Annotated in this window: 13 protein-coding genes and 2 pseudogenes; all 15 read left to right on the top strand. The window is 69.5% G+C overall.

Going from position 1 to position 12,973, the window contains the following annotated elements; all coding sequences use genetic code 11:
* A partial coding sequence (locus tag BLT44_RS15975) for a lipid II:glycine glycyltransferase FemX (protein WP_244887484.1) occupies positions 1-940 on the top strand: 940 nt, incomplete at its 5' end.
* Positions 889-1,065: pseudogene (locus BLT44_RS15970) on the top strand (lipid II flippase MurJ); the annotation flags it as partial. The gene BLT44_RS15975 and the pseudogene BLT44_RS15970, both read left to right, overlap by 52 nt.
* Positions 1,066-1,315: 250 nt before the next feature.
* Positions 1,316-1,492, top strand: a complete 177-nt coding sequence (locus BLT44_RS15965) for a hypothetical protein (protein ID WP_244887483.1) — start codon at positions 1,316-1,318, stop codon at positions 1,490-1,492.
* A 595-nt stretch (positions 1,493-2,087) separates the two neighbouring features.
* Positions 2,088-2,930 carry a lipid II:glycine glycyltransferase FemX gene (locus BLT44_RS12885; protein WP_244887482.1) on the top strand — a complete coding sequence of 281 codons (843 nt, stop codon included), beginning with the start codon at positions 2,088-2,090 and terminating at the stop codon, positions 2,928-2,930.
* On the top strand, positions 2,864-3,121 hold the full coding sequence (locus tag BLT44_RS15960) for a peptidoglycan bridge formation glycyltransferase FemA/FemB family protein (protein ID WP_244887481.1): 258 nt from the start codon (positions 2,864-2,866) through the stop codon (positions 3,119-3,121). Before BLT44_RS12885 ends, BLT44_RS15960 begins: the two co-directional genes overlap by 67 nt.
* A 451-nt stretch (positions 3,122-3,572) precedes the next feature.
* Positions 3,573-5,278, top strand: a pseudogene (locus BLT44_RS16185) (DNA translocase FtsK); the annotation flags it as partial.
* Positions 5,279-5,335: 57 nt separating this feature from the next.
* Positions 5,336-6,157: a DNA translocase FtsK gene (locus BLT44_RS16180; protein WP_425311211.1), complete on the top strand. Its 822-nt coding sequence runs from the start codon at positions 5,336-5,338 to the stop codon at positions 6,155-6,157.
* A gap of 79 nt (positions 6,158-6,236) precedes the next feature.
* On the top strand, positions 6,237-7,277 hold the full coding sequence (locus BLT44_RS12875) for a hypothetical protein (RefSeq protein WP_010156630.1): 1,041 nt from the start codon (positions 6,237-6,239) through the stop codon (positions 7,275-7,277).
* Positions 7,278-7,311: 34 nt separating this feature from the next.
* Positions 7,312-7,911: a CDP-diacylglycerol--glycerol-3-phosphate 3-phosphatidyltransferase gene (gene pgsA / locus BLT44_RS12870; RefSeq protein ID WP_010156631.1), complete on the top strand. Its 600-nt coding sequence runs from the start codon at positions 7,312-7,314 to the stop codon at positions 7,909-7,911.
* The gene (locus BLT44_RS12865; protein WP_010156633.1) at positions 7,908-8,450 is read left to right on the top strand and encodes a CinA family protein; all 543 of its coding nucleotides are present in this window, start codon (positions 7,908-7,910) and stop codon (positions 8,448-8,450) included. Before pgsA ends, BLT44_RS12865 begins: the two co-directional genes overlap by 4 nt.
* A 64-nt stretch (positions 8,451-8,514) precedes the next feature.
* On the top strand, positions 8,515-9,981 hold the full coding sequence (locus BLT44_RS12860) for an amino acid ABC transporter substrate-binding protein/permease (RefSeq protein ID WP_414531131.1): 1,467 nt from the start codon (positions 8,515-8,517) through the stop codon (positions 9,979-9,981).
* Complete coding sequence (locus tag BLT44_RS12855; RefSeq protein ID WP_010156635.1) at positions 9,978-10,736, top strand: amino acid ABC transporter ATP-binding protein; 759 nt, start codon at positions 9,978-9,980, stop codon at positions 10,734-10,736. Before BLT44_RS12860 ends, BLT44_RS12855 begins: the two co-directional genes overlap by 4 nt.
* Before the next feature lie 207 nt (positions 10,737-10,943).
* Positions 10,944-11,264, top strand: coding sequence for a helix-turn-helix domain-containing protein (locus BLT44_RS12850; protein WP_010156636.1), 321 nt, complete (start codon positions 10,944-10,946; stop codon positions 11,262-11,264).
* 100 nt (positions 11,265-11,364) lie between these two features.
* On the top strand, positions 11,365-11,589 hold the full coding sequence (locus tag BLT44_RS12845) for a DUF3046 domain-containing protein (protein WP_010156637.1): 225 nt from the start codon (positions 11,365-11,367) through the stop codon (positions 11,587-11,589).
* A 264-nt stretch (positions 11,590-11,853) separates the two neighbouring features.
* Complete coding sequence (recA, locus tag BLT44_RS12840) at positions 11,854-12,969, top strand: recombinase RecA (RefSeq protein WP_010156638.1); 1,116 nt, start codon at positions 11,854-11,856, stop codon at positions 12,967-12,969.
* Positions 12,970-12,973: the final 4 nt, after the last annotated feature.

The raw sequence follows: 12,973 nt of genomic DNA, 5'->3' as shown, positions 1-12,973 counted from the left end.
GCTGCTGCAGGAGACCGCCGAGGGCGCGTTCGTGCTGCGCTCGGAGCGGTACTACCGCGAGTTCTGGCAGCGCTTCTCGCAAGCCGGCGTCGGGCAGATGTTCCTCGCGCACCGCGACGGTGCGCTCGTCGCCGGAGCGTACGCGATGGCGCTCGGCGCGAAGACGACGTACAAGGACGGTGCCTCCATGCGGGCGAAGACGGCCTACGGGGCCTCGCACGCGCTGCAGTGGGAGGTCATGCGCTGGGCGAACGAGCGCGGCGCCCTCGTGCACGACCTGTGCGGCGCGCCGCCCTCGGATCGCGCCGACGATCGCGAGCACCCGCTGTTCGGCGTGGGGCAGTTCAAGCGCTCGTTCTCGCCGCAGATCGTCGACTACGCCGGTGCGTTCGACCTGCCGCTGCGCCCGCTGGCGTACCGCATCTGGGAGGTCGGGCGATCGGATCGCGCGACGCGTCTCACTCGCCGTTCGGAAGGACCCCTACTACTGATGGCCGCCGGACTCATCCGCGCGAGCGCCGTCATGGGCGTCGGGCACGATCGTCTCGCGCGTGCTCGGCCTCGCGAAGGCCATGCTGCTCGCCTACGCCATCGGCTCGGTCGGGGCGCGCTCGGCCGACGCGTTCGCGAACGGCAACCTGCTGCCGAACACCGTCTACATGATCCTCATCGGCGGCGTGCTCAACGCCGTGCTGGTGCCGCAGATCGTCAAGCCGCTCAGAACAGCGACGGGGAGCGGGGTACATCCAACAAGATCCTCACCCTCGTCACGACCGCGCTCGTGGTGATCACGGGCCTCGCGATGGCGGGCCCCGTGGATCGTGCGGATCACCGTGGAGGGCTGGGCGAGGATCAGCTCGCGCTCCCACGGCGTTCGCGTACTGGTGCATGCCCCAGGTCGTCTTCTACGGCATCTACACCGTCATGGGCGAGGTGCTGAATGCCCGCAGCCGGTTCGGCCCCTTCACGTGGGCTCCCGTGCTCAACAACCTGATCGCGATCGGCGGCATTCTCGTTTCATCGCGATGTTCGGCGCCGACCCTGAGGGCGTCTCGCGTGACGGGTGGACGCCCGAATGATCGCCGTGCTGGCGGCAGCGCGACGCTCGGCATCGTGGCGCAGCGCTCATCCTCTTCGTGTCGTGGCGCAACGCGGGCATCCGCTTCCGGCCAGACTTCCCTGGCGCGGCGTGGGCCTCGGCCACACCGCCGCCTCGCGACGTGGACGCTCGCAATGGTCGTGGTGATGCAGGTCGGCGGCATCGTGACGAACCGCATCGTCGCGATCGGCTCGGGGAGGGCCGTCCACGAGCGCGATGCAGAACGTCTGGCTCATCTTCATGATGCCGCACTCCGTGATCGCGGTATCGCTCGCGACCGCCTACTTCACCCGGTTGGCGGAGTGGGGGCAGTCCGGCCGCATGACCGAGTTCCGGAGCGACCTCTCGGCGTCGCTGCGGCAGATCGCCTCGTCATGGTCTACGCCGCCGTGATCCTCGTCACCGCGGCGCCCTTCGTCGGCCGCATCATCAACTTCGGGGCGCTGCCCGAGCAGGTCGACATGTTCGCCGAGGCCCTCGTCGCCTACGCGGCGAGCCTCGCGGCCTACAGCTTCCTGTTCGTCGTGCAGCGCGCCTTCTACCGCTCTCCGACACGCGGACGCCGTTCGTGTTCACCACGATCCAGATGGTGCTCGTCATGGCGCTCTCCCTGCTGCTGCCCGTGCTCGTCGCCCCCGCCACATCGGCGTCTCGTTCGCGGTGATCTGGTCGTTCGCCACGATCGTCGAGGCGCTGATCGCGACCTGGCTGCTCCGGCGCAAGATCGGCTCCATCGACGGGCGGCGAGTGGCGCAGAGCCTGACGAAGTACCTCATCGCCGCCGTTCCCGCCCTCGCCGTCGGCCTGCTCGCGACGCACCTCGGGCGCCTCATCGCGCCGAGTTCGGCGTCTGGCAGGCGCTCCCGTTCGCGGTCGTCGAGGCCGTCGTCGTCGGCGTCGTCTATCTGCTGGTGCTCCGCCTGCTCCGATCCTCTGAGGTGTCGGACATCGTCGGCACGCTCACCCGAACTCTCGGAAGGACCCGTTCGTGACCTCCCTCACCGTGACCCCCTGCACCGACCGCGCCGAGTGGGATGCCACCGTCGAGCGGCTCGGCGGCCACCCGCTGCAGCTGTGGGGCTGGGGCGACGTGAAGTCGGCCCACCGATGGTCGGCCGAGCGCGTGCTCGTGCGCTCGGGCGCCGGCGCCGACGCGCCCGTGGTGGGCGCCTGCCAGCTCCTCACCCGAACGCTGCCCGGCCCGATCGGCGACTTCGTCTACGCGCCTCGCGGCCCCGTGCTCGCGCGCGACGCCGAGGCGCCGGAGCGGCCCGCCGCCGCGCCGGCACCTTCCGCCGTCGCCGATGCCGTCGCCGACTACGTGCACGGCTCTCGGCGTGCGGTGGCGCTCTCGGTGGAGCCCGACGAGGACGCGGGCGCGTTCGCCCTCACGCCCCGCTGGCGCCGCGCCGAGACGCCCGTGCTGCCGGCGCGCACGCTGATCCTGGATCTGCGGCGGTCGGAGGAGGAACTGCTCGCGGACATGTCGAAGAAGCACCGGCAGTACATCCGGAAGTCGGGCCGGGAGGACGCCCTGCAGATCCGCCCGGTCGAGACGCTCGAGCAGCTCGACGCCTGCCTCGAGGTGTACCGCGAGACGAGCGAGCGCGCCGATTTCGGGCTGCACGAGGACTCCTACTACCAAGACGTGTTCACCATGCTCGGAGACGACGCCCCGGTCTGGGCGGCGTACGCCGAGGGCCGCCCGGTGGCGTTCCTCTTCATGGCGAAGTCGCGCCGCACGCGTTCGAGCTGTACGGCGGGATGGACGAGACGGGGCAGCGCCTGCGCGCCAACTACGCGCTCAAGTGGCACGTCATCAGGCTCATGAAGTCGATCGGGATCGAGCGGTACGACTTCGGCGGCCTCATCAACGACGGCGTGACCACCTTCAAGACGGGCTTCGCGTCGCACGAGAACCTGCTCGCGGGCAGCTGGGACCGCCCGGGCCCGGGGTACGCGCTGTGGTCGAAGGGCCTGCCGCTCGCGAAGCGCGCGGTTCGGGCGCTGCGCCGACGCTAGGGGCTCCGCCGGTCGCCTCCGGGCCCGGCGATTCGCGCGGGCGCGGAGCGTCAACTCGCCATTGTCGGCGGTCGAACGTACCTCGTACCATGGCCAGTAAAGCTTCGTCGCGCCAGCACACGGGAAAGGCCGCGACTCGGGTTCCCGTTCAGCGGATACCCGAGCGACCGCGAAAACGAAGGTGCTCGCCGAACCGGAGGCTACGGACGGCGTCGTCGTGCGCGCCTGGAACGGATTGGCGCACGCCGTCGGGGCCGCGGCCCGCGCCTTCCGCGTCGAGCCGCTCGCGCCCGAGGATCGTCGTGACGGCGTGCCCCTGCTCCTCGTGCTGCTCGCGATCGCCGGAGCGGTGATCGAGTGGTTCTTCATCGGGCAGACGTTCGCCGTGACCCTCGATGCGTGGTCGTTCGGCGGGCTCTTCGGGCGGGTCGCCTTCGGTCTGCCGATCATCATGGCGGGCTTCGCGCTCTGGCTCTTCAACCATCCGTCGAGCGTGCACGACAACCGGCGCATCGCGACGGGGCTCACGCTCGCCGTGCTCTCGGCAGCCGGTCTGTGCCACCTGTACGGCGGCATGCCGAACCCCTGGGAGAACCCGGAGCAGCTGAGCGCTGCGGGCGGCGTCTTCGGCTGGCTGGTGGGTGGGGCGCTCAAGTACCTCACGATGTGGGTCGCGGTGCCGCTGCTCTCGATCCTGATCCTCATGTCGCTGCTCATCGTCTTGAAGACGCCGCCCTCGCGCATCGCCCGACGCGTGCGCGAGGCGTACGCGTTCCTCTTCGGCGTGAGTGCGGAGGGCGAGCATGATGCCGCGCCCGCGACCGCGCCGAAGCGCAGCCGCAAGCAGGAGCGGGCCGAGCAGCAGGCGCTCTTCGACCTTGAGCAGCAGGAGGGCGACGGCGACGCGGTGCCCTGGTGGCGTCGCAACGCCTCCGGCCGGGAGGAGGACCCGGAGTACGCGGCCGACCGCTCCGGCCTCGATGCCGCACTCGGCGGCTCCGCACTCGGCGGCACCGCGCCTGAGGCGGAGAAGAACGGCGCGTTCGAATCCGCGCTCGCCCCCGAGCCGGCGACCGGCGTGTTCCCCTCAGACCTCTTCGACGAGCTCGAGCAGGCCGAAGCAGCCGTGCAGGCGACGGCGACCGGACCGGCGTCGGGGCTCGGCGACGACTCCTGGGACGACTTCGCGGCCGCCGCTCCCGAACCGCCCGCGGAGGAGCCGGCCGCACCTGCGGCGGCCTCGGAGCCCTTCGTCGTCGCGCCGCCGCACAGCCCCGCCGACCAGGCCGCGTACCGCCTGCCCGACCAGAACGCGCTCTCGGCCGGCGACGCCCCGAAGACGCATACGGAGGCGAACGACCTCATCACGGCCGCGATCGCGCGGGTCTTCGAGGAGTTCAAGGTCGATGCCCGGGTCTCGGGCTTCTCACGCGGCCCGACCGTGACGCAGTACGAAGTCGAGCTCGGCCCCGGCGTCAAGGTGGAGAAGGTCACCGCGCTCTCGAAGAATCTCTCCTACGCCGTCGCCTCGAACGAGGTGCGCATCCTCTCCCCGATCCCCGGGCGGAGCGCAATCGGCATCGAGATTCCGAACCAGGACCGCGAGAACGTCGCGCTGGGCGACGTGCTGCGTTCGAGCAAGGCGCAGCGCAGCCCGCACCCGATGACCATCGGCGTGGGCAAGGACGTCAAGGGCGGCTTCGTCGTGGCGAACCTCGCGAAGATGCCCCACCTGCTCGTCGCCGGTGCCACCGGCTCGGGCAAGTCGAGCTTCATCAACTCCATGATCACCAGCATCCTCATGCGGGCGACGCCCTCCGAGGTGCGCATGGTGCTCGTCGACCCGAAGCGCGTCGAGCTCACCGTCTACCAGGGCGTGCCGCACCTCATCACGCCCATCATCACGAACCCCAAGAAGGCGGCCGAAGCGCTGCAGTGGGTCGTGAAGGAGATGGACATGCGCTACGACGACCTCGCGAGCTTCGGCTTCCGCCACATCGACGACTTCAACGAGGCCGTGCGGTCGGGCGGCATCGTGCTCCCCGAGGGCAGCCAGCGCGTGCTGAAGCCCTACCCCTACCTGCTCGTGGTGGTCGACGAGCTGGCGGACCTCATGCTCATCGCCCCCGGGACGTCGAGGACTCGATCCAGCGCATCACGCAGCTGGCCCGCGCCGCCGGCATCCACCTGGTGCTCGCGACGCAGCGTCCCTCGGTGAACGTTGTGACCGGCGTGATCAAGTCGAACGTGCCGAGCCGCTACGCGTTCGCCGTCGCGTCCGGCACGGACTCGCGCGTCATCCTCGACGAGGTGGGCGCGGAGCGGCTCATCGGGCAGGGCGACGGCCTGCTCCTGCTGAACGGCGAATCGTCGCCGGTGCGCGTGCAGGGCGCGTGGGTCGGGGAGGCGGAGATCGCGCAGGTGGTCGCACACGTCAAGGCTCAAGCGCAGCCCGAGTACCGCGCGGACGTGGCGCAGGCGGTCGAGAAGAAGGAGATCGACGAAGACATCGGCGACGATCTCGAGGTGCTGATCGCGGCCATCGAACTCGTCGTCTCCTCGCAGTTCGGCTCGACCTCGATGCTGCAGCGCAAGCTGCGCGTCGGCTTCGCGAAGGCGGGCAGGTTGATGGACCTGATGGAGTCGCGCGACATCGTCGGACCGTCGGAGGGATCGAAAGCCCGCGACGTGCTCGTCAGCCCTGAGCAGCTGCCCGAAGTGCTCGCGCGCATCGGCGGCGGCCCGGCCCCCGCCGCACCCGCGTTCGAGTCCCCGCGCCCGCAGCCGCCGAGCGCCGGCGCACCGGGCTCCTCCGCATCCGTGGCGAGCGGCGCGGCGGGCCTCGCCTCCGGAGGCGCCGCCTCCGCTCCGAGCACCGGCGGCGACGCGGAGACGGACGTCATCGATCCGTTCGACGCATCGCTCGGAACCGCCGACCCCCGGTACGACGACCCGATCGCCCAGCACCAGGCGAGCCTCGAAGAGGTCGAGAGCGACGGCGACGAGGACGCGTGGCAGCTCACCGGGCGGGACTGACCCGAAACGCTTCGGACCGATGCCGGACCGAAATCCGAGTGGCGCGGAGCCCCCGCGCCGATGAAAAGAGGAGACGACGGTGACGCATCCCGACGCGCAGGTGGCCCCCGGTCCGCACGAGCCGCAGGAGCACGACCGCCGGCAGCGCGGCGCCTGGATCTGGGGAGTGACCGCCGCGCTCGCCGTGGTGGTGCTCGGCGCCGCCGGCACGGTGATCGCCGTCGACGCGCAGTCGAATAATCGCGGTGAGGTGCGTGCGATCGCGGCGCAGTACCTCGACGCGGTCGCGGCGGGGCGTCTCGCCGACGCGGAGCAACTCTTCGACGGAGCACCGTCGGCAGGCTCGGGCGAGGCCCCGAGCGCCGACGTGTTCGCCGAGGCGGAGCACATCGCGCACCCCGAGCTCGGGCGCTTCCGCGTCGACTTCGACGCCGGCCGGGCCACCGGCGAGGTCGTCTACGAACTCGACGGCTACCCGTACACCGACCACCTCGAGCTGCGTCGCGACGAGGACGACTCGTGGAGCGTCACCTCGGGGCTGCGATACGACGTGATGCTCGACACGGCCGGAGGCGGAGCGCTCGGGTTGCGCGGAGCCGACGAGCCGTTCCCCGCGGGGGCCGACGTCGTGACCCTTTACGCGGGCCAGTACGCGCTCGAATCGCACAATCCCTACTTCACGACCCTCGACGGGGCCCGATTCCCCGTCACCTCCGCGGGCGACGCGCTCTTCGCCTCCGACTGGGTCGCTCCCGGGCCCGACTACGCCGACGAGGTGCAGCGGAAGGTCGCCGAGGCCTACCGCGAGTGCGCCACGTCGACGGACGTCTGGGAGTTGCAGTCATGCGGCATCGACGTGATGGAGCCGAGCCCGAGGTTCGACCCCGCCGCCCAGGTGGCCGTATCGGTGGAAATGGTGACGCCGCCGCTGGTGAGCAGCGTCGACGAGACCTCGATCTGGATGCAGATCGAGGATCGCGGGGCATTCACGGCGACGTACACCGGCCGCGGCGCCGACGGCCGACCGCTCACCGAAGAGCTCGAGGTGGGCGCCTCCGACGCGGACGTTGAGGTGACGCCGACGACGGACGGGCTCGACGTCGAGATCTACGCCTACTAGGAGCGGGCGGCGGCGCCTCAAGTAGGCTGCTGACATGACCGCCAACGCCCCCGCGCCCGCGGCGCCCAGCAACTGGAACGCCCCCAACGTCATCACGGGGGCGCGCATCCTCGCCACGCCGTTCTTCCTGTGGATGCTGCTCGCCGATGGCGGCACCGACGGCCCCTGGCGGTGGGCGGCGGCCGTGTTCTTCGTGCTCGCGATCGCGACGGACGCGTGGGACGGGCACATCGCACGGTCCCGAGGGCTCATCACGGATCTCGGCAAGCTGCTCGACCCGATCGCCGACAAATTCCTGACCGGCGCAGCGCTGGTCGGCCTCTCGATCCTGGCCGAGCTGCCCTGGTGGGTCACCGTGCTCATCCTCGTGCGCGAGGTCGGCATCACCGTGCACCGTCTGCTCGTCGCCCACGACGTCGTGCTCGCCGCCGCCTGGGCGGGCAAGGTGAAAACCGTGGCGCAGTCCGTCGCGATCACCCTCGCACTGCTGCCGCTCGCCGGTGTCGTGGGATCCGCCGCGCCCCTCGTCGAATGGGTCAACATCATCACGATGACCATCGCCTTCATCCTCACTATCACGAGCGGGCTCGACTACATCGTGGGGTACGCGCGGGCGAGGCGGGCGGCACGGTGACCGCGTCCCGCCGAGCGGAGCTCGCCCGGCGCGTCATCGAGGAGGCGGGCGCGCGCGGGCTCACCCTCGCCGTCGCCGAGTCGCTCACCGGCGGTCTGCTCGCCGATGCCTTCGTCTCGATTCCGGGGGCCTCGCGCGTGCTCGTCGGGGGCATCGTCGCCTACGACACCGCGCTCAAGCACTCGCTCCTCGGAGTCGACGACGAGCTCCTGCGCCGGAGCGGCCCCGTCGACGGCGACGTCGCGCGACAGATGGCCGCCGGGGTGCGTCGAGCGTGCGCCGTGCCGCGCAGGGGCTCCGCCGAGGCTCCCACGGCAATCGGCGTCGCCACGACGGGCGTCGCCGGGCCCGATCCCGATCCGCAGACCGGTCAACCCGCCGGAACGGTCTGGGTCGCGGTGAGCGCGGGCGCCGTCGAGCGGCAGCGGCTGCTCGACCTCGACGGCGACCGCGCGACCATTCGCGCGGCAGCCGTCACCGCGGCGATCGAGCTGCTGGTCGAGTGCCTCGAGCCCGGATCGGCCTCATCCGCTCCGTGACCTCGGTACGCTGGGGGCGAATCGATCATCGCAGATCGCGGCGATCCAACTCCGCGAAGGGGAATTGAGAGTGCAGAAGAACAGACGTTGGACTCGCGTGCGCGCCGGTCTCGCGGCAGGATTCGCAGCGACGCTGCTGCTGGGAACCGGAGCGGCGACTGCGGTCATGCCGGCTCAGGCGGAGGGGGAGACGTACGTCATCGCGACGGACACCACCTTCGCGCCGTTCGAGTTCCGCGATCCGTCGACCGGAGACCTCGTCGGCATCGACATGGACCTGATGAACACGATCGCGGAGCGGGAGGGGTTCAGCGTCGACATCCGCTCGCTGGGCTTCCAGGCCGCGCTCTCGGCCGTGCAGTCGGGGCAGGCCGACGGCGTCATCGCCGGCATGTCCATCACGGACGAGCGCAAGGAGATCTTCGACTTCTCCGAGCCGTACTTCGAGTCGGGCGTGCAGATGGCGGTCGCCGCGAACGACGACTCGATCGAGGGCTATGACGACCTCGCGGGTGAGACCGTGGTCGCGAAGTCGGGTTCCGAGGGGCTCGCCGAGGCCGAGAAGCTCGCCGAGGAGTACGGCTTCACGGTGAAGGCGCTCGATCAGTCGGCGACCATGTACGAGTCGGTGAAGAACCAATCGGCGGTCGCAGTGTTCGACGACTACCCGGTGCTGGCCTACGGCATCGACCAGGGCAACGGACTCAAGGTCGTCACCGAGAAGATCCCGGGCGGCGAGTACGGCTTCGCCGTGGCGAAGGGCGAGAACTCGGAGCTGCTGGCGGCGTTCAACGACGGGCTGGCGAAGCTGCAGGCCGACGGCACCTACGACGAGATCCTCGACACGTACCTCGGCGATTCCGAGACCACGCAGGGCGGCGGCAACATCTTCGAGCTCGTGGTCGAGAGCTGGCCGGCGCTCTCCAAGGGCCTCTGGAACACGGTGTCGATCACCGTCGTCTCCTTCATCATCGCCCTCGCGCTCGGGCTCGTGTTCGGGTTCATGAAGATCTCGTCCTCGCGCGTCGTGCGCGGAATCGCCACGGTGTACGTCTCGATCTTCCGCGGCACGCCGATCCTCGTCTGGGCCTTCCTCTTCTACTTCGGGCTGCCGCAGCTCACCGGGGCGCCCGGAAACGTCTTCCTCGCCGGTGTCGCCACGCTCGCGCTCAATGCCGGTGCCTACCTGACCGAGATCGTGCGCGGCGGACTGCAGGCCGTGGATCCGGGGCAGATGGAGGCGGCGCGGTCGCTCGGCCTCGGGTGGGGGCGCTCGATGCAGCGCGTCGTCGTGCCGCAGGCAGCCAAGATCTCGATGCCCTCCGTCATCAACCAGCTCGTCATCACGCTGAAGGACTCGTCGCTGCTCCTGACCATCGGCTTCGCGGAGCTCCTCTACCAGGCGCAGCAGATCTATGCGGCGAACTTCCGCACGACGGAGATGCTCATCATCGTCGGAGTGATGTACTTCATCGTCATCACCCTGCTGACCTGGCTTGCGAACATCGTGGATAAGAAGGTGAACAAGTGACCGAGAACACGGCAACGCACACGGGCACTCCGGCGATCGAGGTCGCGGGACTGCGCAAGTCGTTCGGCAGCAACGAGGTGCTCACGGGCATCGACCTCGTCGTGGCGGAGGGGGAGGTGGTCTCCGTGATCGGACCCTCGGGATCGGGCAAGTCGACCCTGCTCCGGTGCCTCAACCGCCTCGAGGAGCCGAGCGGGGGCTCGGTCGTGGTGAGCGGCATGGAGCTCACCTCGCAGCAGGCCGACATCAACGTGGTGCGGCAGAACATCGGCATGGTGTTCCAGCACTTCAACCTGTTCCCGAACATGACGGTGCTCGAGAACATCATGCTCGCCCCGGTCGACCTGAAGAAGAAGTCGAAGAACGAGGCCCGCGATGCGGCGCTGTCGCTGCTCGAGCGCGTCGGGCTCTCCGAGAAGGGGGACGCCCGACCGGCGTCGCTCTCGGGCGGGCAGAAGCAGCGCGTCGCGATTGCGCGTGCGCTCGCGATGGAGCCGAAGATCATGCTGTTCGACGAGGCGACGTCGGCGCTCGACCCCGAGATGGTGGGGGAGGTGCTGCAGGTGATCCGCGATCTCGCGGCCTCGGGCATGACGATGGTGCTGGTCACCCACGAGATGGGCTTCGCGCGCGAGGTGTGCGATCGCGTCGTGTTCATGGACGGGGGCGCCGTGGTGGAGGAGGGCGCACCCGAGCAGGTGTTCGGCGATCCGCAGCAGGCGCGCACGCGGGAGTTCCTCTCGAAGGTGCTGTGAGCGCCTCGGCAGCGCATTCCTGATATTTCGCTGAACCTGAGTCAGGCAGACTCAACTTCAGTGAGATTTCAGGAATACAGCGGTTAAGCTCGGGGTTGTTCACAGTACGGCGATCCGAAAATGGTCGGCGTCCCCGCAGCGACAGCCCGTCGCGGAGCGGGTATGGTGGAGGCACGACTCGGGTTGTGCACGTGAAGGAGGGTTCACATGGTGCTCATGCGTCAGGAGATCGGCGATGTGCTGCGTGACTTCCGGCTGCAGAAGGGTCGTACGCTGCGGCAGGTCGCCGGTGAGGCGAGCGTCGCGCTCGGATATCTGAGCGAGGTCGAGCGCGGTCAGAAGGAGGCGTCGAGTGAGATCCTCGCCGCCGTCGCCGATGCGCTCGACACCCCGCTCTCCGTGATCATGGGAGAGGTGAGCGAGCGACTCTCCGTGGTCGAGGGCTTGTCGCTCCCGATGGCTCACCGGGTTCCCGACACGGTGCCTGCGGAGCTGGTGTCGGGGTTCACCCCCGAGCTGGTCTCGTAGGCATCTCGAGAGGTGCGCCGTGCGAGCGGCGCTGAAGCGCCCGGCCGTTTCCGGTTCGGGCGCTTCGACGTGTCGGGGCGGAAGACAGGAACGGGTGTGAATGATGCGGTTGAGTGAGTTCCGGCGCGCGTGCGTCTCGGAGTTCGGCGAGGACTACGCCCCCGTGCTGCTGCGCGACCACTGGTTGGCCCCGCTCGGAGGTACTGCGAACGAGGCGATCGAGCGCGGAGTGGCGCCGCGTCACGTGTGGGAGGCGCTCTGCGATGACCTCGCCGTGCCGGTGGCGCGGCGTCACGGGCGCGGGCTGCCGGATCCCCGCGAGTAGCGGGAGCGACGGGTGCGCGGCGCGCGCCGCGACAGACACGCCGTCGCATTCTTCGAAACTGTGTTCGAATGGTGTTATCTTCGTCTACAGGTGGTGAGTCGCCCTTCGCATTCACAGTTCTCCGCCTCCGGCCATGAATGTCGGTGGCTGATCCTAGGGTGAGAAGCGCACGACCACCGATGCCTTGTCTGCCCCATCCGGGGCCGAGACAGTATGCAGGCAGCACACCCAGCGGCACGCCGCGCACGTGATGAGGAGCACACCATGGCTGTAGCCAAAGACCGCGAGAAGGCCCTCGAAGCCGCTCTCGCGCAGATCGACCGCAACTTCGGCAAGGGCGCGGTCATGCGCATGGGGAGCCAGGATCGGCCCCCCGTCGAGGTGATCCCCACGGGCTCGGTGGCGCTCGACGTCGCGCTGGGCATCGGCGGCCTGCCGCGCGGCCGCATCATCGAGATCTACGGCCCCGAGTCGTCGGGCAAGACGACGCTGACGCTCCACGCGATCGCGAACGCGCAGCGCGCCGGCGGCATCGCGGCCTTCATCGATGCCGAGCACGCGCTCGACCCCGAGTACGCGCAAAAGCTCGGTGTCGACATCGACGCGCTGCTCGTCGCGCAGCCCGACACCGGGGAGCAGGCGCTCGAGATCGCCGACATGCTGATCCGCTCCGGTTCCGTCGACCTCGTGGTCATCGACTCGGTCGCGGCGCTCGTGCCGAAGGCCGAGATCGAGGGCGAGATGGGCGACAGCCACGTCGGTCTGCAGGCCCGCCTCATGTCGCAGGCGCTGCGCAAGATCACGGGCAGCCTGAACTCGACCAAGACCACGGCCATCTTCATCAATCAGCTGCGCGAGAAGATCGGCGTCTTCTTCGGAAGCCCGGAGACGACCGCCGGCGGCAAGGCCCTCAAGTTCTACGCCTCGGTGCGACTCGACATCCGTCGCATTCAGACGTTGAAGGACGGCGCCGACGCGGTGGGAAACCGCACGCGCGTGAAGGTCGTCAAGAACAAGATGGCGCCGCCGTTCAAGCAGGCCGAGTTCGACATCCTGTACGGCATCGGCATCTCCCGCGAGGGCTCGCTCATCGATTACGGTGTGGAGCAGGGGCTGATCAAGAAGAGCGGTGCGTGGTTCACCTACGACGGCGACCAGCTCGGCCAGGGCATGGAGAACGCGCGTCGGTTCTTGATCAACCACCCCGATGTCGCGCTGGAGATCGAGGAGAAGATTCTGACGAAGCTCGGCGTGAACGGGCGCAAGGAGGCGGGGGCTGAGGAGACGGCTCCTTCGGCGCCCGCAGCCAAGGGGGCGTCAGCGGCCAAGGCGTCGGCGAAGTCGGCGCCCGCAGAGCCCGAGAAGCGCGCGAGCGCCTGAGATG

Source organism: Leucobacter chromiiresistens, assembly GCF_900102345.1.
In the GTDB taxonomy this organism is placed as follows: Bacteria; Actinomycetota; Actinomycetes; order Actinomycetales; family Microbacteriaceae; genus Leucobacter; species Leucobacter chromiiresistens.
Note: the sequence above shows the minus strand (reverse complement) of the source record. Positions and strands in the feature narration are given on the sequence as shown.